This window comes from Nocardia sp. CA-107356, assembly GCF_050946365.1.
Lineage (GTDB): Bacteria > Actinomycetota > Actinomycetes > Mycobacteriales > Mycobacteriaceae > Nocardia.
Map to the genome: position 1 here is coordinate 1 of NZ_CP191992.1, position 23,676 is coordinate 23,676.

Sequence of the window (23,676 nt, forward strand, 5' to 3'; positions counted from 1 at the left end):
ATGGACGACGAGCAGAATGTGTTGGCCACCGTGTGGCCAGAGGTGGTCGCCGAACTCACCACCGGCTCGCCCGATGGTGCCATCCCGCCGGTTTCGCGGGCACAGCAGGCCTGGCTCAAACTGGTCAAACCGCTGACCGTGGCACAGGGCTTCGCCTTGCTCTCGGTGCCGTCGTCGTTGGCTCAGGAGGCCATCGAACGCGATCTGCGCGAACCCATTCTGCGTTCCCTCGGCCGCCGCCTCGGTCCCCAGGTCGAGGGACTCGGGGTCCGGATCGCCGCGCCGGCCACCCAGCCGACCGAACGCCCAGGCAATAATCCGCGCCACGCCAGAATGACGAGTCGGCCGGAGCGCGGCCGGGACAGTGGCCGTGGCCCGGCCGGATACCCCGCCCCCGACTATCCGGGACGCTCCGACTATTCGCCGCCGCGTTATGCACAGCCCAACGACTACCCGGCCGCGCCGGACTACTCCGGCGGACCGGAATATTCGGCCGCGCCGGACTACGAGTCCGCGCCCGAGTACGCGGGACCGCCGGAGTATCTGCCGGTGCCGGGATACGAAGCGGCCAGGGAGTACCCGACCGACGAATATCCGACCCGCGGCGACTACCCGGGCCAGGTCAACGGCGAACGACAGGACGCGCCGCCCGCGCCGCGCCGCGAATCCGGATTGCCGCCACGGCGCGATTCCGTGCCGCCTGGTCAGGAATCGTTGTTCAACCCGGAGCCGACACCGGAGCCGGGACGCGGTCAGGGTCGCGCGCCGATGCGGGAATCGGCCTCGGTACGGGAAGGACGGTCGAACGGCGATCCGGCGATGGCGGCCGTGCACGAATCGGTCCGCGAGCCGATCTCGGACAGCTCGCACGACGACGAACCGGTCATCAATGTCCGCAACTCATGGCCTACCTACTTCACCAAGTCACAGGAGAACCCGGCGCCGTCGAACTCCTCGGCGAGCCTGAACGCGAAATACACCTTCGAGACGTTCGTCATCGGCGCTTCCAACCGCTTCGCGCACGCGGCAGCGGTGGCCATCGCGGAAGCGCCGGCGCGCGCCTACAATCCGCTGTTCGTCTGGGGCGCTTCGGGTTTGGGCAAGACCCACCTGCTGCACGCGGCGGGCCACTACGCCCAGCGGCTGTTCCCCGGCATGCGGGTGAAGTACGTATCGACCGAAGAGTTCACCAACGACTTCATCAACAGCCTGCGCGACGACCGGAAGGTGGCGTTCAAACGCCGCTACCGCGAGACCGACATTCTGCTGGTCGACGACATCCAGTTCATCGAGGGTAAGGAAGGTATCCAGGAGGAGTTCTTCCACACCTTCAATACCCTGCACAACGCGAATAAGCAGATCGTCGTGTCCTCGGACCGGCCGCCCAAGCAACTGGCCACTCTGGAGGAGCGGCTGCGGACCCGGTTCGAATGGGGTCTGATCACCGATGTGCAGCCGCCGGAGCTGGAGACCCGCATCGCGATTCTGCGCAAGAAGGCGCGGATGGACCGGCTCGACGTACCGCACGATGTGCTCGAGCTGATCGCCAGCCGGGTCGAACGCAATATCCGTGAGTTGGAGGGTGCGCTGATCCGAGTGACGGCCTTCGCGTCGTTGAACGGTCAGCCACTGGATCTGCCGCTGGCCGAGGTCGTCCTGCGCGATCTCATGCCCGATACCGCGACGCTGGAGATCAACGCGGCGACGATCATGGCCGTCACCGCCGAATACTTCAACACCACCCTCGAAGAGCTGACCGGCCCGGGTAAGGCCCGCCCGCTGGCCCAGGCCCGGCAGATCGCCATGTACCTGTGTCGCGAACTGACCGACCTATCGCTACCCAAGATCGGTCAGGCATTCGGTCGCGACCACACCACCGTGATGTACGCGGAGAAAAAGGTACGCAAGGAGATGACCGAACGGCGGCGGGTCTACGACCAGGTGCAAGAACTAACAGCCCGAATTAAACAGCGTTCGCGCTGACCGGCACCCACACCCTGTGCACCGCCCCTGACCAGGGGCGGTGCTTTTTTATGCCCTGTGGACTCCTCGAGGAATTCTTGTGGAGTCCTCGAGGAAACTCGAAGTTGTCCACCGGTTAGTGCACAGGCTCGGGGTGCGGCTCGAACGGCTTCGCTAACAGGGGTGGATTCAACAGCTTCCACAGCCCGGTCCACTCACACCCCGTGACCAGCAATGGGCTCGGTCACGGGGTTGGGGAATCCTCGAGGAGTCCCTGTGGAGTCCTCGAGGATTCCTCGAGTTGTCCACGAATCGGTGCACACGTGTGAACAACCACGTAAATCTGGTGGAACAACTCGAGGAGCGCTCGAGGATGAATGGGGGACAACTACTGAACCTCCACAGACCCCTCGTGTTCATCCTCGAGTCACCCCGCGGCCATCCCCACGGCACCACACCCCCGGACCTGCGGATTCGGTCGCAGTCCACAGATTCCACAGTGCCTACTACTACTTCAGTTCTTCTTCTTAGAAATCTCTCTTCAAAACAGGGTGTGTGGAAAGTCGATCGATGAGCATCGGCATCCGGGTTGGTCACTCTCACCCCAGCAAGGAGGAGAGGGGGCGACCTATCCACCGGATCGCCCGCACCTCTCCTCCGTGGCTTCTCATCGATGCGAGGGTCTGGATCGCTACAGACAGTGACCGGAGGGTCGGGCTAGGTTCATACGGTTCGCGCGGGTACGGTTTGATGTCGGTCGTCTATGCCACACTTTTCGGGCGGCCGAAACAGCACCCCTTTTTCGAGAATCAACGCTGACAAGCCGACACAGATCACGGAACCGGGAGAGGACAGATCGGGCCATGGAGCTGGCGAGTATGAAGTTTCGGGTCGCCCGAGAGGATTTCGCCGAGTCCGTTGCATGGGTGGCACGCAGCCTCCCGTCGCGGCCTCCGGTTCCCGTACTCGGCGGTGTACTACTCGTGGCGGGCGAGGACGGGCTCACCGTCTCCGGCTTCGACTACGAGGTCTCCGCGCAGATGCGCGTCGCGGCCGAGGTCGCCGGTCCCGGCGAGGTGCTCGTCTCCGGCCGACTGCTCGCCGATATCACCAAGGCGCTGTCCAATAAGCCCGTCGATGTCGCCATCGACGGCACCCGCGTGCTGATCACCTGTGGCAGTGCGAAATTCTCGTTGCCGACCATGCCGGTCGAGGACTATCCCCAGTTGCCCGAGGTCCCCCAGCAGACCGGTGAACTGAGCGTCGATGTCTTCGCCGAAGCGGTCGGTCAGGTCGCGGTCGCCGCGGGGCGCGACGACACCCTGCCGATGCTCACCGGCATTCGGGTCGAGATCGAAGGTCCGCATGTCGTGCTCGCGGCCACCGACCGATTCCGGTTGGCGGTCCGGCACATCGAATGGCAGCCGGCCCGCACCGATATCGAGACCTCGGTGCTGATTCCGGCTCGGACGCTGTCGGAGGCAGCGAAGACGCTCGGCCCGTCCGATGCTCCCGTACAGCTGTCGCTCGGTACCGGCAGCGGTATCGGCTCCGATGGTCTGCTCGGCATCGTGAACGCGGGCCGCCGGACCACCACCCGACTGCTCGACGCGGAATTCCCCAAGTTCCGCCAATTGCTCCCCAAGGAGCACACCTCGATCGCCACCCTTCAGGTCGCGACTCTGACCGATGCCATCAAGCGCGTCGCCCTGGTCGCCGAGCGCGGCGCCCAGGTGCGCCTGGAGTTCACCGACGAGGGCCTGATGCTCTCGGCAGGTGGTGACGATGCCGGACGCGCCGAGGAGTGGCTCGAGGCAGACTTCCGCGGTGAGTCACTGACGATCGCGTTCAATCCGGGCTACCTGATCGACGGTCTCTCCGCGCTGCATACCGACCGGGTCACCTTCGGCTTCACCACGCCGAGTCGCCCTGCGGTGTTGCTGCCCGCCAGCGATGAGGAGCCGAAGGTGACGGAGTCGGGTGCCTTCGCCGCACTGGAAAGCCCCTACATCTACCTGTTGATGCCGGTCCGGCTGCCGGGCTGAGCATCGGCGGCGATGCGATTTATCCACAGTTCGTCCACAGACAGTGGATGGACCACAAGATGTTGTGGTCTGCGGCCGATTCGTCGCGGTAAGCGGCGAAAAACGGCGATAACGACGGGCGGAGCGGAGTAGACGGGTGTTCATCCGGACGCTGTCACTGCGCGACTTCCGCTCCTGGGAGCACGCCGAGCTCGAATTATCCCCAGGCCGAACGGTTTTTCTCGGCGCAAATGGCAACGGTAAGACGAACCTGCTCGAAGCGGTCGGCTACCTCGCCACCTTGGGGTCGCATCGGGTCGCCGCCGACACACCGCTGATCCGTATCGGCGCGGACCGCGCCAGGATCGGGGCGACCGTCGTGAACGCGGGCCGCGAGCTGCGCGTCGATATCGAACTGAACCAGGGCGCCGCGAATCGCGCTCAGATCAACCGATCGCCGGTGCGCAGACCACGGGAGATTGTCGGCATTCTGCAGACGGTTCTGTTCGCGCCGGAGGACCTCGCCTTGGTCAGGGGCGACCCGGGCGAGCGCCGCCGCTTTCTCGACGAGTTGTGCACAGCTCGGTTGCCCCGGCTGGCCGCCGTCCGCGCCGACTATGACCGGGTGCTGCGGCAGCGTTCGGCTCTATTGAAGTCCGCTGGACGACAGGCACGCTCGAAGGCGGAACTGAGCACTCTCGACGTATGGGACGGACATCTGGCGACCCACGCCGCCGTACTGCTCGCTCAACGGCTGCGGCTCGTGCACGACCTGTATCCCTATCTCGCACAGGCGTACTCCTCGATCGCACCCGAATCCCGCCCGGCCGCAATCGGCTATCGCAGTGCGAGCCTGCCAGCGGAGTTCCTTGATCCGACACGCGCACCGCTGCCCGATGACACCGAGGCGCTGGAGGCGATCGTGCTGCGGGAATTGGCGGCGGCGCGCCCGAAAGAGTTGGAGCGTGGAGTCTGCCTGGTCGGCCCGCACCGTGACGAGCTGGAACTGATCCTCGGCAGCGCACCCGCGAAAGGCTTTGCCAGTCATGGGGAGTCGTGGTCGTTCGCGCTGGCTCTTCGGCTTGCGGCCTTCGAACTGCTGCGCGCCACCGGCGCCGAACCGGTGCTGCTGCTCGACGACGTTTTCGCCGAACTCGATCGCCGCAGGCGCGCGGCACTCGCGCAGGTCGCGGCGGGCGCCGAGCAGGTGCTGATCACCGCGGCCGTTCCCGAGGACGTGCCAGCGGAGCTTTCCGCGGTACCGCTGCGGGTGGCGACCAGCGGCGGCGCGGATGGCCGCATCTCCCGGATCGCCGATGCCGAAACCCCCACCCCGACCGCCTGATCCGCGACGCCTATTCGCACCGGAGGTGAGCGCATTCTTCGGGCGACTGCTCTGTAAGATCACCCGCGAATGCGTTGCAACGCTGTGGCTACCAACGCGGGGGAGAGAGGCGGACCCGTGAGCGATCAAGCGGCGAACGCGTCCGGATCGGAGCCGGAACCGGAACTGCGCGGCATTGATCTGGCGCGCCGCGCGCTCGAGGAGGCTCGAGCGGCTGCCAAGGCCAGCGGTAAATCGGTGGGACAGGGTCGGGCATCGCCGCGTCGGCTGCGCACCGGAGCCCGGCGCCGCACCGGCTGGTCCGGCGCGCGACCGGATGACCGTGATCCGCAGCTGCTTTCGAGCCTGACTGGTTCCATCGCGAAGAATCGGGGCTGGTCGGCCAAGGTCGCCGAGGGCATGGTCTTCGGCCGCTGGGCCGGTGTGGTCGGCGAGGATATCGCCTCGCATGCGACCCCGATGACGCTGAAGGACGGCGTACTCGGCATTGCCGCCGAGTCGACGGCATGGGCCACCCAGCTGCGCATGTTGCAGGGCCAGATCCTGGCGAAGATCAACGCTGCGGTGGGACAGGGCGTGGTTACATCGTTGAAGATCACCGGCCCCGCCGCCCCGAGCTGGCGCAAGGGCGAGCGTCACATCAAGGGCCGAGGCCCCCGCGACACCTACGGCTAGCGCAAACGTCCTGGTCCGAGGTCGTTCCACGTGAAACCCCGCTTCGATGCCGTGCAGCCGGACAACTGATTTCGCTAGAAGATGGGCAACTCGTCGGGCACGTCCAGAAGTCGGATACCGACCGGCCGCGGGCCCGTGTCGATCCCGTCGACTCATCCGCGGATCAGCAAAAGGCTCGGGGAGGCGGAATGGCGGACTCAAAGCGGTTGAAGGCGGAACCGACCCGTCGCTGACCGATTTCTCGCATCCACGGAGCCGTCAGGGGTGTCGTAGGTGCATTGTGGCTTGGGTCTACCAGTAGGATGGTGGGGTAACTAGCGGCGAACCTTCGGCGCGTTCCGTACAGCCCGCGCGCGGACCCGTATTTCATGACCAGAATCTGAACCGGGGCCCCACGTGTGCTGTCCCGCGCTGCGCCAAGGATCAGCAAGTAAGGAGAGCTACCGACCAGTGGCTGCCATGGACTCCAACGCATCGGGCTCGACCAACGCGACATCGGGCAAGCAGGACTACGGTGCCTCCTCCATCACGGTTCTGGAAGGCCTCGAGGCGGTCCGCAAACGCCCGGGCATGTACATCGGCTCCACCGGCGAGCGCGGTCTGCATCACCTGATCTGGGAAGTCGTCGACAACTCCGTCGACGAGGCGATGGCGGGCTACGCCACGAAGGTCGAGGTGACGCTGCTCGCCGACGGGGGCGTCGAGGTCGTCGACGACGGCCGTGGCATCCCGACCGGCATGCACGCCCAGGGCATCCCCACCGTCGAGGTGGTCATGACCCAGCTGCACGCGGGTGGCAAGTTCGACTCCGACTCCTACGCGGTGTCCGGTGGTCTGCACGGCGTCGGCATTTCCGTGGTCAACGCGCTGTCGCACCGGCTCGAAGCCGAGATCGACCACGACGGTTACCACTGGAGCCAGACCTACAAGGACGCCAAGCCCGGCAAGCTCGTGCAGGGTGAGCCAACCAAGCGGACCGGCACGACCATCCGCTTCTGGGCGGATCCGGAAATCTTCGAGACCACGACCTACAACTTCGAGACGGTGGCCCGCCGGCTGCAGGAGATGGCGTTCCTGAACAAGGGCCTCACTATCGTCCTCACCGATGAGCGGGTGAGCGATACCGACGTCACCGACGAAGTGGTCAGCGAGACCGCCGAGGCGCCGAAGCATGCCGACGAGGAAGCGCCCGCGCCCGCGCACAAGGTGAAGACCCGCACCTACCACTACCCCGGTGGGCTCGAGGACTTCGTCAAGCACATCAACCGGACCAAGCAGCCCATCCACAACTCGGTGGTGAGCTTCACCGGCAAGGGCACCGGCCACGAGCTCGAGGTCGCCATGCAGTGGAACTCGGGTTACTCCGAGTCGGTGCACACCTTCGCGAATACCATCAACACTCACGAGGGCGGCACCCACGAGGAGGGCTTCCGCGCGGCGCTCACCACGGTGGTCAACAAGTACGCCAAAGACAAGAAACTGCTCAAGGACAAGGACAGCAACCTCACCGGTGACGACATCCGCGAGGGCTTGGCCGCGATCGTCAGCGTGAAGGTCGGCGAGCCGCAGTTCGAGGGCCAGACCAAGACCAAGCTCGGTAACACCGAGGTCAAGTCGTTCGTGCAGCGCACCTGCAACGAGCACCTCTCGCACTGGTTCGAGGCTAATCCGGCCGATGCGAAGACCATTGTGAACAAGGCGGTTTCCTCCGCGCAGGCGCGCGTCGCGGCGCGTAAGGCGCGCGAGTTGGTGCGTCGGAAGAGCGCCACCGACCTCGGCGGCTTGCCCGGCAAGCTGGCCGACTGCCGGTCCAAGGATCCGAGCAAGTCCGAGATCTACATCGTGGAGGGCGACTCCGCCGGTGGCTCGGCCAAATCCGGCCGCGACTCGATGTACCAGGCGATCCTGCCGCTACGCGGCAAGATCATCAATGTCGAGAAGGCCCGTATCGACCGCGTCCTCAAGAACAACGAGGTCCAGTCGATCATCACCGCCTTCGGCACCGGCATCCACGACGAATTCGATATCGCCAAGCTGCGGTATCACAAGATCGTGCTGATGGCCGACGCCGATGTGGACGGTCAGCACATCTCGACGCTGCTGCTGACGCTGCTGTTCCGCTTCATGCGTCCGCTGGTCGAGCACGGGCACGTGTATCTCGCGCAGCCGCCGCTGTACAAGCTCAAGTGGCAGCGGTCCGATCCGGAGTTCGCCTACTCCGATCGCGAACGCGACGGCCTGCTCGAGGCGGGTCTCGCCGCGGGCAAGAAGATCAACAAGGACGACGGTGTCCAGCGGTACAAGGGTCTCGGCGAGATGAACGCCAAGGAACTCTGGGAGACCACCATGGATCCCTCGGTGCGGGTCCTGCGTCAGGTCACCCTGGACGATGCCGCCGCGGCCGACGAGCTGTTCTCCATCCTGATGGGTGAGGACGTCGAGGCGCGTCGCAGCTTTATCACCCGCAATGCCAAGGACGTTCGCTTCCTCGACGTGTAACCGGCGTGACGGGTAATTCCACGTCCGGTGCCAAAGGAGACTTTTAGATGACTGAAACCACCCTGCCACCCAACGGCGGAGCGGGTGACCGGATCGAGCCGGTCGATATCCAGAACGAAATGCAGAGCAGCTATATCGATTACGCGATGAGCGTGATCGTCGGCCGTGCGCTACCCGACGTCCGCGACGGCCTGAAGCCGGTGCATCGCCGCGTGCTCTACGCGATGTACGACAACGGCTACCGGCCCGACCGCGGCTATGTGAAGTCCGCCCGCCCGGTCGCCGAGACCATGGGTAACTACCACCCGCACGGTGACGCCTCGATCTACGACACCCTGGTCCGCATGGCCCAGCCGTGGTCGCTGCGCTATCCGCTGGTCGACGGCCAGGGCAACTTCGGTTCCCGCGGCAACGACGGCGCGGCCGCCATGCGGTACACCGAATGCCGCCTGACTCCGCTGGCGATGGAGTTGCTGCGTGAAATCGACCACGAGACGGTCGATTTCACGCCGAACTACGACGGTCGCTCGCAGGAGCCGACGGTTCTCCCCAGCCGTGTGCCCAACCTGTTGATGAACGGCAGCAACGGCATCGCGGTCGGTATGGCGACCAATATCCCGCCGCACAACCTCAACGAATTGGCCGATGCGGTCTACTGGGCGCTGGAGAACTACGAGGCCGATGAGGAGGCGACCCTCGCCGCTTGTATGGAGCGGGTCAAGGGGCCGGACTTCCCGACCTACGGCCTCATCGTCGGTGGTCAGGGTATCCAGGACGCCTACACCACCGGCCGTGGCTCGATCCGCATGCGCGGTGTCGTCGAGATCGAAGAGGACAATCGCGGTCGCACCACGATCGTCATCACCGAGCTGCCGTACCAGGTCAATACCGACAACTTCATCAACTCCATCGCGGAGCAGGTGAAGGACGGCAAGATCGCGGGCATCTCCGATATCCACGACGAGTCCTCCGACCGCGCTGGTATGCGGATCGTGGTCACCATCAAGCGCGATGCGGTGGCCAAGGTCGTGCTGAACAACCTCTACAAGCACACCCAGCTGCAGACCAGTTTCGGCGCCAACATGCTCTCGATCGTGGACGGCGTGCCGCGCACGCTGCGCCTGGATCAGATGATCCGGTTCTACGTCGAGCACCAGTTGGACGTCATCGTGCGGCGCACCCGCTACCTGTTGCGCAAGGCCGAGGAACGGGCCCATATCCTGCGCGGCCTGGTCAAGGCGCTCGACGCGCTCGACGAGGTCATCGCGCTGATCCGGCGTTCGGCCAATACCGACACCGCGCGCACCGGCCTGATGCAGTTGCTCGATATCGATGAGATCCAGGCCACCGCCATCCTCGACATGCAGTTGCGCAGGCTGTCTGCCCTGGAACGGCAGAAGATCGTCGACGATCTGGCCAAGATCGAGGCCGAGATCGCCGACCTCAAGGACATTCTCGAAAAACCCGAGCGTCAGCGCGCGATCGTGCGCGATGAGCTGGCCGAGATCGTCGAGAAGTACGGCGACGAGCGGCGTACCAAGATCGTGGCCAACGACGGCGATATGGCCGATGAGGATCTCATCGCTCGCGAGGATGTGGTCGTCACCGTCACCGAGACCGGCTACGCCAAGCGCACCAAGACCGACCTGTACCGCAGCCAGAAGCGCGGCGGTAAGGGCGTACAGGGTGCGGGGCTCAAGCAGGATGACATCGTCAAGCACTTCTTCGTCAGCTCCACCCACGACTGGCTGCTGTTCTTCACCAATAAGGGCCGGGTGTACCGCGCCAAGGCCTACGAATTGCCCGAGGCCAGCCGGACCGCGCGCGGTCAACATGTGGCGAACCTGCTGGCTTTCCAGCCGGACGAGAAGATCGCCCAGATCATTCAGATCAAGGGCTACGAGGACGCCCCGTATCTGGTGCTCGCCACCAAGAATGGACTGGTCAAGAAGTCGAAGCTCTCGGATTTCGACTCCAACCGCAGCGGCGGCATCGTCGCGGTGAACCTGCGCGACGACGACGAACTGGTCGGCGCCGTGCTGTGCTCGGCCGATGACGATCTGCTGCTGGTCTCGGCGCGGGGCCAGTCGATCCGGTTCTCCGCCACCGACGAGGCGCTGCGTCCGATGGGCCGTGCCACCTCCGGTGTGCAGGGCATGCGGTTCAATGCGGACGATGAGCTGTTGTCGCTCAATGTGGTTCGTGCGGACACCTATCTTCTCGTCGCGACCTCCGGTGGCTATGCCAAGCGGACCGCCATCGAGGAGTACACGCCGCAAGGCCGTGGCGGTAAAGGTGTATTGACTATCCAATACGACACCAAGCGTGGCACCCTGGTCGGTGCGCTCATCGTCGACGACGAGGATGAGTTGTATGCGATCACGTCCGGCGGCGGCGTTATCCGGACGGCGGCGAAGCAGGTTCGTAAGGCTGGACGACAGACCAAGGGCGTGCGATTGATGAACCTCGCCGATGGCGATACCTTGCTTGCTATCGCGCGCAATGCCGACGAACCCGATCCCGATTCGATCGTCGGTGCAGACGACGACACCGGTTCCTCTCAGCAGTAACCCCACAGCGGCGGCAACGAACGGATCTAAGGATTCCCATTGACCACACCGAATCAGCCGAACGACGAGCGGCACCAGACGAACGGTGTAACCGAACGTATCGCACCGTCACCGATTCCGCCTCGGCCGATCCCCCGGCCCGTCGCCTCGGCCGATAACGGCCAGCCGGGTGGCGCGCCGGGAGGTGCTCAGCCGCATGAAATGCACAACAAGCAAGGCGAAGTCGCGTTCAAGGCACCGGAATCCTCCGGTGCCGGCGGGGGCGAATCGAAACCGAAACAGGATGCCGGTGATCCCGCGGGCAATGGCCACTCGCCCTTCCAGGAGGGGTGGTCGCAGTTGCCGCAGCGGGAGCCGCAGTCGAACCTGTACCGTCCGGGGCAGTCGCCGGTGACCGGTCGTCCGAACTCCACCGGTGGTGGGCTCGGTGGTGGCCTCGGCGGCGGTGGTGGCCTCGGCGGTGGTGGCCTCGGTAACGCCGGTCTCGGCGGCTCCGGCAATGCTCGCACCACTGCGGATCTTGCGGCCAAGGCGGCGCGCAAGGAAGCGGCAATGGTGAAGTCCGTCGGCATCGACGGACCGACCCGCAGTATCGCGCGTCCGGAATTGATCAAGGACATGCCGGACCTCTCGGAGATCCGGCACCCACTGCCGGTCGAAACCCCGAGCCCGCAGACCACTCCGGTCTCGCCCGCGGTTCCGGTCGCCGTCGCTGCGGCTGTTGCCTCGGGTGAGCCTTTGCGGGCGACGGTGCAGATCCGCCGGATCGACCCGTGGTCGACCCTGAAGATCTCGCTGGTGATCAGCGTGGCGATGTTCTTCGTGTGGATGCTCGCGGTCGGTCTGCTCTACATCGTGCTCGAGGGCATGGGGGTGTGGGAGCGGCTCAACAGCACCTTCACCGATATGGTCTCCTCGGACAGCGGATCGGTCGGATTGGTCGATGCCGGTTCGGTATTCGGGTACGCGGGGGTCATCGGGCTCATCAATGTGGTGCTTTTCACTGCCTTGGCGACCGTCGGCGTCTTCATCTACAACCAGTGCTGCGACCTCGTCGGTGGCATCCAGGTGACCCTGGCCGACCCCGACTAGAACGGTTTCCACACGGCCGGTCGCTGCCCTCACGCAGGGCGGTGACCGGCCGTTTTGGTCATCGGTGGGAGGGTAAGGTAATCTCGTGCCTCGGTTCGGTTAGCAGCTTCGGCGGGTATCCGAACAGAGATGAGGGCCTATAGCTCAGGCGGTTAGAGCGCTTCGCTGATAACGAAGAGGTCGGAGGTTCAAGTCCTCCTAGGCCCACTCCCGAACATCACAGTAGGGTGGGAATCATGAAAATTCTTCTCACAGTCGGTGTCGTAGTCGCGGTTCTCATCGGAATCACCAAGCTGCGCAAGCGCGACGACGCGGACCTGTGGCACGAAGTCACCACCCGCTGATTCTGTCTTCGGACAGCAGGGATTCGGGGCCTTAGCTCAATTGGCAGAGCACTGCCTTTGCAAGGCAGGGGTTAGGGGTTCGATTCCCCTAGGCTCCACTAGGAACCATGCAGGTCTCGACCTAGATTTATGATCTAGGTCGACCTGGCTCCACATATCGAATCCGAGGGGATTCGGCGCCGAACAAATTGGCGCAGGCGTGTCGGTCAACAATCCCTGTATTCGCCACCGCAAAGACGATTCGACCTATTCCCAAGTCCGCCATCGCATTCCGTGCGGTGGCCGCACCGTCGCGACCTCCCAGAGTTTCGACGACCACGCTGTGGCGGTCCGCTGGTACAAGCTGTTCGAGAATGTCGGCCCGGTCGAGGCCGAGCGCAATCCCGCCGTTCGGACCGCCGCCCATGCGGCCGAACTCGTCACGCTCACCGGGTGGCTGCGCCGATACGCCGACCGGCTCACCGGCGTCGAGCCCGAAACCCGCAAGCGGTATCACCGCTATATCGACGACGATGTCGCTGGGTTCTACGGCGAGGGCATGCCGCTGGACGCCGTCACCCAGGACACCGCCGCGGAATGGGTGGTGTGGCTCAGGAGGTCGGCAACGCGCCGAAGACGATCTCGAACAAACATGGATTCTTGAGCGCGGGTATGCTGCGGCGGTGCGTCAGCGCCCCACGCAGCTGATTCCGTACAACCCGCGCGCTGACCCGGCTGCCTTCCGTCTACGGCGCGGAACTGGATTACCTCAGCGAGGACGAGTACCAGTCCCTCGAGTAGCTGCTCGCGCCACGCTGGCGTGTGCAGGCGGAATTCTCGGTGATGTCGATGGCGCGCGGCGGCGAGATCGGCGCACTCACCGTCGGCGACATCGACCTGATCACGAGTGCGGTCGACATCAGCAGGGCAAGGACGTACGCCGGTCGCAAACTCGAGCTGGGCAAGCCGACGTCGCGCCGCGGCGTGCGCACCGCGTATACCGGCCCCGTCGGGATGGGGTCCGTGCAATGACCCCTTTGGTGGACCCTACGAGTGCTTATTCGAACTCCGACCCACCCCACGCAAGCACCCCTGGGGGCCGGGGGTGCTTGCCGAGCCCGCCGAGCGGGGGCCCGTTGTCGTTTCTGGGTTGGGGATGCGGAAGGTGGCATCGGCGGGTCCGCGGATAGTCCGTAACGGACGGTAAGTATCCGTCGATCTACCCCGAGTAGTCCGCGCTCGCGGACCGAAACCCTCTGAGGCTGAGCAGGTTCGAGTTGAATCGAGTTATCCGTAGTGCTGTTGCCGGTGTACTGCTGACAGGTGCAATACTGATCCCCTTCGCCCCGGCGCAGGCCGAGACGGGGCCAACGCTCGTTGCTGAAACCCCGTCCTTGTCCCAGGTGGACGATAGTGGTTCGGCCTCAGGTTCGGCCGGCGATGCGCTTAAATCCTTGGCCGCGCAGATCTTGTGCGCCATCATGACGGGACATTGCGCTACCGGACCGGGCTGATCTGCCCAACCCGCCTGCTGCGGCTGGGTGCCGCCTGTTTGGATCGTGATGTCCGGGCCGTCTGCCAGATCTTGCGGTTCGTATGTTGGCCCGTCAGGGCCACTCGATGCCAGGCCCATGCTCACGAAGAGCCTTATCTCGTTTCGCGTGCTTTTGTGGGGGCCGAAGCCCCACCTGGAAGGGCTTCGCCCCCCGGACCCCCTTGGCTGTGGTTACGGGGGCGGTTGGGCTCGCACTCGAGATGTGCAGGGCTCTGGCGGTCGGCAACTGGATTTGCGGGCTGGCGCCCCTTGGAAGATCAGCGGTTTCGGCGGGTCAGACCGTTGAGAACTGTGGCTCGCCGAGGTTGTCGGGTTCGGCCCAGGGAATGGTCGCTTCCTGGGCAGGGGTGTTCCTCGCGGTGTTGCTGGAAAGGCGCACGGGGAGTGTGGTGAGGCCGCGGATGAGCAGACTCTTTCGCCACGCTACGTCGCTGACCGTGACGTTCAGCGACATAGCCGGGATGCGGGCCAACAGGCGCGTGAGTGCGATGGTCGCTTCCATCCGGGCCAGCGCGGCTCCGATGCAGTAGTGGAGGCCGTGGCCGAACGCGATATTCCGGGTATCGCGGCGATCGGGGTCGAGCCGGTTCGGTGCGGCGAATCGTTTGGGGTCACGGTTGGCGGCCGCGATCGAGATCATGATGAATTCGCCCGCGCCGATGTCCTGATTTCCCAAGGTGATCGGCGCGGTGGTGTAGCGGGCTGTGCCGAAGTGAACCGGTCCCTGGTAGCGCAGGATCTCCTCGATGAAGTCGGGAATCTTGTCGGGGTTGGTACGCAGTCGATCGGCGGAGCGGGGATCGATCAGGAGCTCGAGCAGCGCGTTGCCGATCAGGTTGACGGAGGTCTCGTGTCCTGCGGTCAACAACAAGAACAGCATGGATATGAGTTCTTGCTGGTCCAGTCGGTCATTGTCGTCCTTCGCGACGATGAGCTCCGATAGCAGGTCATCGAGGGGGTTTTCGGTGCGCACGGTGATCAACTCCGTCAGGTATGTGAAGAAGTTCAGACCGGCGCTGGTGCGCTCCTCGATGGCGGCCGAGTCATTGACCAGCACGGCCGTCCAGGCTCGAAATGCGTCCTTGTCCCCATCCGGCACCCCGAGCAATTCGCAGATCACCGAGATCGGCAACGGGAAGGCATAGCTGTCCAGCAGGTCGACGGACTTCCTGGTGGTCATGTCATCCAGCAGGGTGTCGGCGATCTCTTCGATTCGCGGACCGAGATCGCGAATGGCGCGGCTCGCAAACGCCTTTGCGACCAGCCGCCGCAGACGTGTGTGCTGTGGCGGGTCGGCGAAGAGCATGTTGTCGTTGATTGCGCTGTCGTACCGGCCGCGCGCGCCGTGTTCGGCCATGACGGCCCGACCCTCCGGCGATCCGATCTTCTTGCTGATGGTCGGCTCGACGAAGGCCTGTTTCGCCACGTCGTGATCGACGATCATCCAGCCGAGCACTCCGTCCAATCGGACTCGATGGATCGGGCCGCGCTTACGCAATGCCTCGTAGACCACATGCGGGTGCTCGTAGAAATCGTCGGTCAGCTCCAGGATCTCGTCCGCGGCTGTCATGAGCCGCTACCGGCCGTCGATGCCGAAGATGAATCGAGGTGGTTCACTCGTTCCTCCATCCTTTCCAGATTTGCACGGCTTCCGACCTTCGGTCCTTGGCAGCATCGAAATATCGTGCTCATCAACAGCTTTGAGTGACGCGATATGCGGAGGCGACTGCTGAATCCTTGGATCGGCGTCCCGCCGAGTGCGAGGACGGCCGAAGTGTGCGGCTCTGCGCGTAATCGGCTGAGCCTGCATGGTGCAAGGTCGGGTGGTTCGAGCGATGTGCGAACGCAGAAAACACCCTCTGCGCCGCGAGCCATCGTGATCGTTCAGGTCAGGATGTCCGAAGCGGGACGGGCGTTTTCGGGTGCCATCCTCGCACAGGGTTGCCGTGGGCGTCCGGATTCGGCCGTGACCTCGTGTCGGCCCACACCTCGTCGGTCCGACGGTGGTGGTGTCGTGCGGCCGCGAAATCCGGGTCCCGGCTCAATTCACAGGGTGACCGAGGCTTGCTTCAACTGGGTGAGCATTGTTTCGTCGGGCCAGAAGCGGGCCTCGAAGCGGATGGGGGATATGGCGGGAATTGGTGTGAGGCCGGTTATTTCGAGTGCCGCGGTTAGGGGCACGGTGCAGAGGGGAATGGCGTTGTTGTCGGCGTCGATACTCGCGAACATGATGTAGTCGGCGGCAGGGAGCAGGTAGTCGACGCCTTTGCCCCAGACGGTGTAGGTGTAAGGCCGAGTGTCGGTGCCTGCGATATTGATATCGCCGACGATCGCCATTTTCAGCCCGTAGCCGGTGAATTCGAGATCGCGCTCCAGTGCCGTGTTGAGCCAGTCGGCCTGGGCGGCGTACTCCCGGAGCGCCAGACGGTATCCGGCGCGGATGGCGGTGTGCTGCTGGTCGTGTGGGCCCGCTCGATCGAAGGGCACCACGGTGTCGTCTTCGTCGAGGGTGTAGCCCTGGGGGGAGAGGCGGCGGTGTGTGTCGACGTACTGTTGCTCGACCTGGCGGTAGATGCGGGCGAGCAGGTGTGGGATGTCGGGAACCACGATCAGGGTGTTGATATCGGGTATGAAGGCGACCGGGCGGCGGCCGCTGTATCGCTGGCGGAAGCTTGCCAGCCAGCCGGGTACGAGCGGCCATGAGGTGATGTAGCCGCTGCCCTCGTCGTCGTTCAGGCTGAGAATGGCATTGCCACGTGGATTATGGGGCTGCGCAATGGTTTCCAGGTTCTTCCTGGCCGTCGCGAAAACATCCTCGGCCGAGACCGGCCAACTCGCCAGGATCGAGTTGTTGACGATGGAACGTGAGTTCGGCAGGTCGATCGCGACCAACTCGTCGACGAACGGGAAGGCTGGGCGGCTGACGAATCGCGCGTATTCGTGGGTGGCCAACTCGGGCCTGCGGTACAGCAGATCATCGTGCGCCGCCTGTTTGTAGGTAGAGGAACGCAGAATCGGGCGCAGCAGCGGACGAGCTTGCGCCCAGGTGGGCACATATCGGGATTCGTCGCCGCCCACCAACGTCAGAAACCGCGCGATCCACGCCGCACGCCGTGGCTCGGAAGCGCGAATGACGTCGTTGTACACATTGTCGAGTCCGATCTCGGATCCATCGCTGAGATCGATACGGAACGCTTCGGCGTCGTACCCCGCGACCTCTTTGCCGACATCGGCCAGATGCCGCAGTACAAGTGTCGCAAAGCTATCCGGCGTCAAGTCATCGAAACTCCCCACCGGACAACCGTATCCGTCGACTCGACGTCGCGCACAGGGCTCAGCTGGTCGCTGGCGGGCCGTGGCGGTCAAGATGCAGGTAGGTGTAGCAGGTGGTGATGAGGCACACCACGGTGGCGGTGATGAGCATGGCCCAGCCCGCCACCAGGAGGCTCAGCAGGCCGCCGAGTAGGGCGCCGGCGCTGAAGGCGGTGTAGAGCAGAAAGTAACCGAGCCAGTCGGCGTAATCGCCACCGCTGATGTGACGTTCGATGCCCTGGGCCATTTTGACGAGGGTTCCGGTGACGTAGCTGAGGGGCACCGAAACCTCGCCGTCCTTGACGAAGGAGGTGTTGAGGGCGCCGACGCCGAAGGCCACCAGCAGGATGGGAATGAGGTCGATATTGGTGGCGTTCGTCAGCCAGTAGATGATGGCGTCCAGTGCCGATGCCAGGGCCAGGCTGAGTGTGGTGAGCAGGGTCGGGCCGTGCGGATGTCCGGACCAGTAGCGCCTGCGGCACCACGAGGCGACCACCACACCGGCGACGAACGACACCAGTAACAGGGTTGCGGCGACGGCCAGGTCCGGTTCGTCGTGGAAGTAGCCCAGGACGGCTCGCTCGGTATTGCCGGTCATGAACGTGACGAAGTAGCCAGCGGTATGCATGAATGCCGCGGCTCCGATGAGACCGGCCAGTGCGGCGAGTACCCACGACAGCCGTGCCTCGGCGTCGAACAGCCTCTTTCTGCGCGCTAGATCCGGTTTCGTCACTGGTCGGGCTCCTCTTGGCGGATGACGACTCAGTGATACCCGGTGTTTCTGAGATTCCGCTGACGCATCGCCGACGGGTTGATTAAGGATTGCCGGATGATCGCGGGATAGCCGCTGAGGTTCGGCACGTGAGCTGGCGGCCGATTCTCGGCTAGCGTGCACGAGTGGACTCTGTGTTCGACTATCTGCTGACCGAGGTGCTCGATCAGACACCGCTCGAGACGATTACCGATGCCTGGACCCGGCATCGGGCGGCCGCCGAGCGATTCGACACGACAGTGGATATTGCTATCGCCGGCGGATTCGGTGCGGACCGACTGGGTTTCGCATTCCTGTCCGGATATCAGGAGGCGCTGCGCGCCTTGCTGCCCGATCTCGCGGCCGATGAACTGGTCGCGGTCTCGGCGACCGAGGCGGGCGGTGCGCATCCGTCCGCGATCCGGACCCGGCTGACCGAGATCGACGGCGGCTGGCGGGTGGACGGCACCAAGACCTTCACGACATTGGGGATCCTGGCGCGGCGGCTATTGGTGATCGCCAGCGCGGGCGCTACGGCGGATGGGCGCAATCGGCTGCGCGCCGTGATCGTCGACGCGGGACAGCCCGGCGTGCACGTGACGAATCTGCCCGCGACACCGTTCGCACCCGAAATCCCGCACGCCACGGTGACATTCGCGGATGCCGTAGCCGAGGTGCTGCCCGGGGACGGGTACTCGGACTACCTCAAACCGTTCCGCACCCTCGAGGACGTGCACGTGCTCGCGGCCACACTCGGCTGGCTGCTGCGGATCGGGCGGGAGTCGAGCTGGCCGCGGGCGGTGCTGCAGCGGTTGCTCGCGGCGGTGGCCTTCGTACGCGGCCTCGACATGGACCGCCCGACCGCGCCCGGCGGGCATATCGCATTGGGCGGGGTGTACGAATTCTTCGAGTCGGTGCTGACAGACCTGGAGCCGCTCTGGGCTCAGGCCGATCCCGTCACCCGCGAGCGGTGGGATCGGGATCGTCGGCTGTTGGCGACGGCGGGAAAGGTACGGGCGCAACGGTTGACAGCGGCCTGGCAATCGGTGGGCATCGAGGAGATTCGCGCTGTGCCGACGGATAGCTGAGTCGGATTCCAACCTGCCCAGAAATGGGGAGCGGGCCTCGGCGAAGGGGGGGAGTTAGCCGAGGCCCGCGTAAGGTCGGCCCGGGGGGGAGGGGCCGACGTGAATGATCCTACGCGATGATCCGGGATTGTGTGTGCGTGGGGATCGCCACTTTCCAAGATTTTTTGGGTCGGCTTACCTGCTGTCGGCGCGGATGACGCCCAGGTAGCCGGACCGGTTGGTAGCCGGTCTGTTCGGTGATTCCGTGACTGTTGTCAAAAATGTTGTTGCGCAGGGTTTTACGGAGAAGCCGTGATCACGCTACTCATCGATGCGAAATGTGAAAACCATGCCGACCGGTTGCTGCATGTGCGGAATCGCGCGGCGGTTTCGTCTACCCGGCTGCGGATTCGGCCGGATTTGTCGCGTGTCGTTTCGGGGCGGGCATGTCGTGTGCGCGGGACTCCGAGTACCGGCCGGGCCCCGAATCGGGTAGTGCGCTACGCACGATCGAACGGGTACCCGGGCGGGATGATCGAACCGGTCGCATCCCGATCCGGCACCCCCGAGCACCGCCCGGAACGGGATGCGACCGTTCTGTGTCCGGCACGGCCACTCTCGGCCGCCGATAAGCCCAGGTCGACGGTAAATCGGAGGAAATTGTCGGTAGCGCGGGCAATACTGACTCGGGTAACGGCCTCGAACTTCAGGAGAATCATGCCCGACGCAATAGTCGCCGAGGGTCTGGTCAAACGATACGGCCAGTTGGTGGCCCTCGACGGACTCGACCTCTCGGTGCCAGAGGGTACCGTCACCGCACTGCTCGGACCCAATGGTGCGGGTAAGACAACCACCGTTCGGGTGCTCACCACCCTGTTGATTCCGGATGCGGGCCATGCGACGGTCGCGGGTATCGATGTACTCCGCAATCCACAGGCCCTGCGATCGCATATCGGCGCGTCGGGACAATACGCCGCTGTCGACGAATATCTCACCGGATTCGAAAACCTGGAAATGGTGGGGCGGCTGTATCACATGGGCGTGCAGCGCAGTAAGGAGCGCGCCAGGGAATTGCTGGAGCGATTCCGACTCAGCGATGCCGCCGACCGACCGGTCAAGGGCTATTCCGGAGGTATGCGCCGCCGCCTCGACCTGGCCGGTGCGCTGGTCGCGAATCCGCCGGTGCTCTTCCTCGACGAGCCGACCACCGGACTCGATCCGCGTGCACGCCTCGACCTCTGGGATGTCATCGAGGAGCTCGTGGCGGGTGGCACCACTCTGCTGCTCACCACGCAATATATGGAGGAGGCCGACCGGCTTGCCGATGCCATCGCGGTGATCGACCACGGCAAGGTGATCGCCCGCGGCACGGCGGATGAGCTCAAGACCCTGGTCGGCGGCGACCGCATCGAGCTCACCGTCGATCACGCCGACAATCTCGCGACCGCCGAGGAGGCGCTGAAGGGCTTGGCGGACGGGGAGATCCACCTGGAGCCCGGGCTGCGCCGCATCACGGTTCCGGTGAGCGACGGCTCGCAGGCGCTGGTCGACGCCATCGGCAGGCTGAGCACGCACAACGTACAGATCCACGATGTCGGCCTGCGCCGTCCGTCGCTGGACGACGTCTTCCTCAGCCTCACCGGACACGAGGCAGAGGAGCTGATCAACGGCGACCGGCGCGATGGCGCCGAGGTCGCGGATCGGCTCGAAGCAACGGAAGGACGCAAGCGATGACCGCGGCGACCCTGGACACCAGAACCACCATGCCACTCGGCGAACGCCTGTCCTTCGTCTTCAGCGACAGCATGACGATCGCGAAGCGGAATGTCATCAAGATCAAGCGCGTGCCCGATGTGCTGATCTTCTCGACGCTGTCGCCGATCATGTTCGTGCTGCTGTTCGCCTATATCTTCGGCTCGGCGATCGACGTGCCCGGCATGTCGGGCGGCTACCGGGAGTTCCTGATCGCGGGCATCTTCGCGCAGTCCGTGGTGTTCGGTGCGACGTTCACCGGATTGGGCCTGGCCGAGGATATGCAGAAGGGCATCATCGACCGATTCCGTTCGCTGCCGATGGCGCCGTCGGCGGTACTGGTCGGGCGCACCATCAGCGATGTGGTGATCAACGTGGTCAGTCTGGTGGTGATGTCGCTGACCGGGCTGATCGTCGGCTGGCGGATCCGCGGATCGTTCCTCGACGCGGTGCTCGGCTATGTGCTGTTGCTGCTGTTCGCCTATGCGATCTCGTGGATCATGGCCGTTGTCGGGTTGCTGGTTCGTGCGCCCGAGGTGTTCAACAACGCCAGCTTCATGGTGATCTTCCCGCTGACCTTCCTCGCCAATACCTTCGTGCCGCTCGAGAATCTGCCGACGGCGCTGCGGATATTCGCCGAATGGAATCCCGTGTCCGCAGTTACCCAGGCGACCCGCGACCTGTTCGGCAATACCAGCCCGATGGCGCCGAAATCCGATGCCTGGTCCATGCAGCATCCGGTGGTGACCACGCTGGCGTGGGTGGTGATCATCCTGCTGGTATTCATCCCGCTGGCGCTGCGGCAGTACAAGCGCACCGTCAGCCGGTGACCGGGCTGGTGCCCGGTCCGCGGTGACCCGTTCGTCAGCGACCGTTGTCCGCGCCGGCGCCCGCCACGGGGGTGGGTGCGGAACCGTTGCGGGAGTATCCGATCCGCGGCGGCGCCGGTGCGGGCTGCGGTGGTTGCGGCCGCTTGCTGCGTACCAGCCAGGCCACGCCACCGGCCAGCGCGACAACAACGGCGGCAATTAGTCGGTTACGAGAACGTGCGGATGCAAACAGGCGCCCCAAGGTCATTCGACAACTGTGACACAGACCCCCGCATCGCGCAGTAGGCCAATCCGCCTCGCCGGTATTCAGGCGCCAGACCCAGATGTCGCGAGAGCGGCGTGGGCGGCCGAGTGTGACGTCGTGGGTGAGTTGCCGATGTGCCCGCGAGATCAGTTATCCCGATGGGCAGAATCATGTGATCCCGCGTGCCGAGAGACCGTGTGACGTACCCGTATGTATCGCTGACTAGCATGACGGGGTGACCTCACCGAATCAGACCGCTGTGGCGACGGTGCAGACCAACCACGGCGACATCAAGATCTCGCTCTTTGGTAACCACGCCCCGAAGACGGTGCGGAACTTTATCGGTTTAGCCGACGGATCGGCGCCGTACACGACCGAGAACGCGAGCGGAGGAACCTCCGGGCCGTTCTACGACGGCGCGGTCTTCCACCGGGTGATCGACGGGTTCATGATTCAAGGCGGTGACCCGACCGGCACCGGACGCGGTGGTCCCGGCTACGAATTCGGCGACGAATTCCATCCGGAGCTGCGCTTCACCCGCGGCTACCTGCTGGCGATGGCGAATGCCGGACCGGGAACCAATGGTTCGCAGTTCTTCATCACCGTCGGCCCGCAGCCGCACCTGAACCGCAAGCACACCATCTTCGGGGAAGTTGTCGACCCCGATTCGCGTAAAGTCGTCGATGCCATCGCGACCACGGCGACCGACCGCAACGACCGACCCAAGGAAGCCGTCACCATCTCCACGATCACTATCGAATAATCCGATGAACGCTCAGCCGCCCGCACCGACGTGCGTCCGCCACCCCAATCGACCGACGGGCCTGGCCTGCACACGTTGCGGGCGGCCAGCTTGTCCGGAGTGCCTGCGACCCGCCGCGGTGGGTCAACATTGTGTCGACTGTGTCCGCCAGGGTCAGCGTGAGGTCCGTTCGGTGCGCACCGTTGCCGGTGCGCAGACCGCGCGGACCCCGATCCCATATGTCACCTACGCGCTGATCGCGCTGAACACGATTGTCTTCGCGATCACCGCGGGCCAATCGCGCAGCCTGGTCGAGAACACCGCCCATTCCCCGCTGTACGTCGACTGGGTGCTGTACCCGCCCGCGGTGGCGCACGGCCAGTATGTGCGGCTGATCGGATCCGGCTTCCTGCACTATGGTCCGATCCACCTGCTGTTGAATATGTTCGCGCTGTATGTGGTCGGCCGGAGTATCGAGCCGGTACTCGGCCGGGCGCGGTATCTGGTGGTCTACCTGGTGTCCCTGCTCGGCGGTTCGGCCGCCGTGATGGTTTTCGCCAGGGACAGTCTCACCGCCGGTGCGTCGTGCGCGGTATACGGCCTGTTCGGCGCGATCACGGTGGTCCTGATCCGGGTGCGACAGAACCCGAATCAGATGTTGATCCTCATCGGCATCAATGTCTTCATCAGCTTCTCGCTGCCCGGCATCTCCCTGGCCGGACACCTCGGCGGCCTGGCCGCCGGTACCCTCGCCGCGCTCGGCATTCTGTTCTTGCCCGAGTGGTTGCGCGCGAAATCCCAAGAGAACGCCCGGCTGATCGGCTGGGCGGCGGTTGCCGTGGTCGCCGTCGCGGCGCTTGCTGTCATCGTCGCCGCAGCGATATCACAGCGGTAGATGCTTCACGTGAAACGTTGTCGCCGCGTGGATTCAGC

Annotated in this window: 19 protein-coding genes and 2 tRNA genes; 17 read left to right on the plus strand and 4 right to left on the minus strand. The window is 64.6% G+C overall.

Features of this window, described 5'->3' with window-relative positions; translation table 11 throughout:
- The 12 genes from dnaA (at position 1) to ACQP1G_RS00060 (ending at position 13,522) form a co-directional block, all read left to right on the plus strand.
- Positions 1–1,983, plus strand: a complete 1,983-nt coding sequence (dnaA, locus tag ACQP1G_RS00005) for a chromosomal replication initiator protein DnaA (protein ID WP_433197086.1) — start codon at positions 1–3, stop codon at positions 1,981–1,983.
- Between the two features lie 842 nt (positions 1,984–2,825).
- Complete coding sequence (gene dnaN / locus ACQP1G_RS00010; RefSeq protein ID WP_433197088.1) at positions 2,826–4,007, plus strand: DNA polymerase III subunit beta; 1,182 nt, start codon at positions 2,826–2,828, stop codon at positions 4,005–4,007.
- A 136-nt stretch (positions 4,008–4,143) separates the two neighbouring features.
- On the plus strand, positions 4,144–5,331 hold the full coding sequence (gene recF, locus ACQP1G_RS00015; RefSeq protein WP_433197090.1) for a DNA replication/repair protein RecF: 1,188 nt from the start codon (positions 4,144–4,146) through the stop codon (positions 5,329–5,331).
- A gap of 69 nt (positions 5,332–5,400) precedes the next feature.
- Complete coding sequence (locus ACQP1G_RS00020; RefSeq protein ID WP_433197092.1) at positions 5,401–6,006, plus strand: DUF721 family protein; 606 nt, start codon at positions 5,401–5,403, stop codon at positions 6,004–6,006.
- 459 nt (positions 6,007–6,465) lie between these two features.
- Positions 6,466–8,505, plus strand: coding sequence for a DNA topoisomerase (ATP-hydrolyzing) subunit B (gene gyrB, locus ACQP1G_RS00025; RefSeq protein ID WP_433197094.1), 2,040 nt, complete (start codon positions 6,466–6,468; stop codon positions 8,503–8,505).
- A gap of 47 nt (positions 8,506–8,552) precedes the next feature.
- Entirely contained in the window at positions 8,553–11,075 is a 2,523-nt protein-coding gene (gene gyrA, locus ACQP1G_RS00030; protein ID WP_433197096.1) for a DNA gyrase subunit A, read from the plus strand.
- Positions 11,076–11,114: 39 nt separating this feature from the next.
- The gene (locus tag ACQP1G_RS00035; RefSeq protein ID WP_433197098.1) at positions 11,115–12,167 is read left to right on the plus strand and encodes a DUF3566 domain-containing protein; all 1,053 of its coding nucleotides are present in this window, start codon (positions 11,115–11,117) and stop codon (positions 12,165–12,167) included.
- Positions 12,168–12,300: 133 nt separating this feature from the next.
- Positions 12,301–12,374: transfer RNA gene (locus tag ACQP1G_RS00040), tRNA-Ile, on the plus strand.
- 29 nt (positions 12,375–12,403) lie between these two features.
- On the plus strand, positions 12,404–12,511 hold the full coding sequence (locus tag ACQP1G_RS00045) for a DLW-39 family protein (protein ID WP_218007666.1): 108 nt from the start codon (positions 12,404–12,406) through the stop codon (positions 12,509–12,511).
- 25 nt (positions 12,512–12,536) lie between these two features.
- A tRNA-Ala gene (locus tag ACQP1G_RS00050) sits at positions 12,537–12,609 on the plus strand.
- Between the two features lie 101 nt (positions 12,610–12,710).
- A complete protein-coding gene (locus ACQP1G_RS00055) occupies positions 12,711–13,154 on the plus strand; it encodes a hypothetical protein (protein WP_433197100.1) in 444 nt (147 codons plus the stop codon).
- A 179-nt stretch (positions 13,155–13,333) separates the two neighbouring features.
- Positions 13,334–13,522, plus strand: a complete 189-nt coding sequence (locus tag ACQP1G_RS00060) for a hypothetical protein (RefSeq protein WP_433197102.1) — start codon at positions 13,334–13,336, stop codon at positions 13,520–13,522.
- A 797-nt stretch (positions 13,523–14,319) separates the two neighbouring features.
- On the opposite strand, the gene ACQP1G_RS00065 is transcribed toward ACQP1G_RS00060, so the two are convergent.
- The 3 genes from ACQP1G_RS00065 to ACQP1G_RS00075 all read right to left on the minus strand — a co-directional run bounded on the left by ACQP1G_RS00065 (position 14,320) and on the right by ACQP1G_RS00075 (position 18,090).
- A complete protein-coding gene (locus ACQP1G_RS00065; RefSeq protein WP_433197104.1) occupies positions 14,320–15,615 on the minus strand; it encodes a cytochrome P450 family protein in 1,296 nt (431 codons plus the stop codon).
- 476 nt (positions 15,616–16,091) lie between these two features.
- Entirely contained in the window at positions 16,092–17,339 is a 1,248-nt protein-coding gene (locus ACQP1G_RS00070) for a hypothetical protein (RefSeq protein WP_433197106.1), read from the minus strand.
- A gap of 40 nt (positions 17,340–17,379) precedes the next feature.
- Positions 17,380–18,090, minus strand: a complete 711-nt coding sequence (locus ACQP1G_RS00075) for a YoaK family protein (RefSeq protein WP_433197108.1) — start codon at positions 18,088–18,090, stop codon at positions 17,380–17,382.
- A gap of 164 nt (positions 18,091–18,254) precedes the next feature.
- Here ACQP1G_RS00075 and ACQP1G_RS00080 point away from each other — a divergent pair, with 164 nt between their 5' ends.
- The 3 genes from ACQP1G_RS00080 (at position 18,255) to ACQP1G_RS00090 (ending at position 21,757) form a co-directional block, all read left to right on the plus strand.
- Positions 18,255–19,196: an acyl-CoA dehydrogenase family protein gene (locus ACQP1G_RS00080; RefSeq protein ID WP_433197110.1), complete on the plus strand. Its 942-nt coding sequence runs from the start codon at positions 18,255–18,257 to the stop codon at positions 19,194–19,196.
- 696 nt (positions 19,197–19,892) lie between these two features.
- Positions 19,893–20,909: an ATP-binding cassette domain-containing protein gene (locus ACQP1G_RS00085; RefSeq protein ID WP_433197112.1), complete on the plus strand. Its 1,017-nt coding sequence runs from the start codon at positions 19,893–19,895 to the stop codon at positions 20,907–20,909.
- A gap of 29 nt (positions 20,910–20,938) precedes the next feature.
- On the plus strand, positions 20,939–21,757 hold the full coding sequence (locus ACQP1G_RS00090) for an ABC transporter permease (RefSeq protein ID WP_433209459.1): 819 nt from the start codon (positions 20,939–20,941) through the stop codon (positions 21,755–21,757).
- 34 nt (positions 21,758–21,791) lie between these two features.
- On the opposite strand, the gene ACQP1G_RS00095 is transcribed toward ACQP1G_RS00090, so the two are convergent.
- A complete protein-coding gene (locus ACQP1G_RS00095; protein ID WP_433197114.1) occupies positions 21,792–22,004 on the minus strand; it encodes a hypothetical protein in 213 nt (70 codons plus the stop codon).
- 232 nt (positions 22,005–22,236) lie between these two features.
- Here ACQP1G_RS00095 and ACQP1G_RS00100 point away from each other — a divergent pair, with 232 nt between their 5' ends.
- On the plus strand, positions 22,237–22,764 hold the full coding sequence (locus ACQP1G_RS00100) for a peptidylprolyl isomerase (RefSeq protein ID WP_433197116.1): 528 nt from the start codon (positions 22,237–22,239) through the stop codon (positions 22,762–22,764).
- A 4-nt stretch (positions 22,765–22,768) separates the two neighbouring features.
- Complete coding sequence (locus ACQP1G_RS00105; protein WP_433197118.1) at positions 22,769–23,638, plus strand: rhomboid family intramembrane serine protease; 870 nt, start codon at positions 22,769–22,771, stop codon at positions 23,636–23,638.
- Positions 23,639–23,676: the final 38 nt, after the last annotated feature.

What these genes read in the sequence shown, in the direction of transcription:
- dnaA (WP_433197086.1), top strand. Translation starts at nt 1, where the DNA reads ATGGACGACGAGCAGAATGTGTTGGCCACCGTGTGGCCAGAGGTGGTC.
- dnaN (WP_433197088.1), top strand. Translation starts at nt 2,826, where the DNA reads ATGGAGCTGGCGAGTATGAAGTTTCGGGTCGCCCGAGAGGATTTCGCC.
- ACQP1G_RS00020 (WP_433197092.1), top strand. Translation starts at nt 5,401, where the DNA reads ATGCGTTGCAACGCTGTGGCTACCAACGCGGGGGAGAGAGGCGGACCC.
- gyrB (WP_433197094.1), top strand. Translation starts at nt 6,466, where the DNA reads ATGGACTCCAACGCATCGGGCTCGACCAACGCGACATCGGGCAAGCAG.
- gyrA (WP_433197096.1), top strand. Translation starts at nt 8,553, where the DNA reads ATGACTGAAACCACCCTGCCACCCAACGGCGGAGCGGGTGACCGGATC.
- ACQP1G_RS00045 (WP_218007666.1), top strand. Translation starts at nt 12,404, where the DNA reads ATGAAAATTCTTCTCACAGTCGGTGTCGTAGTCGCGGTTCTCATCGGA.
- ACQP1G_RS00060 (WP_433197102.1), top strand. Translation starts at nt 13,334, where the DNA reads ATGTCGATGGCGCGCGGCGGCGAGATCGGCGCACTCACCGTCGGCGAC.
- ACQP1G_RS00065 (WP_433197104.1), bottom strand. Translation starts at nt 15,615, where the DNA reads ATGACAGCCGCGGACGAGATCCTGGAGCTGACCGACGATTTCTACGAG.
- ACQP1G_RS00085 (WP_433197112.1), top strand. Translation starts at nt 19,893, where the DNA reads ATGCCCGACGCAATAGTCGCCGAGGGTCTGGTCAAACGATACGGCCAG.
- ACQP1G_RS00090 (WP_433209459.1), top strand. Translation starts at nt 20,939, where the DNA reads ATGCCACTCGGCGAACGCCTGTCCTTCGTCTTCAGCGACAGCATGACG.
- ACQP1G_RS00095 (WP_433197114.1), bottom strand. Translation starts at nt 22,004, where the DNA reads ATGACCTTGGGGCGCCTGTTTGCATCCGCACGTTCTCGTAACCGACTA.
- ACQP1G_RS00105 (WP_433197118.1), top strand. Translation starts at nt 22,769, where the DNA reads ATGAACGCTCAGCCGCCCGCACCGACGTGCGTCCGCCACCCCAATCGA.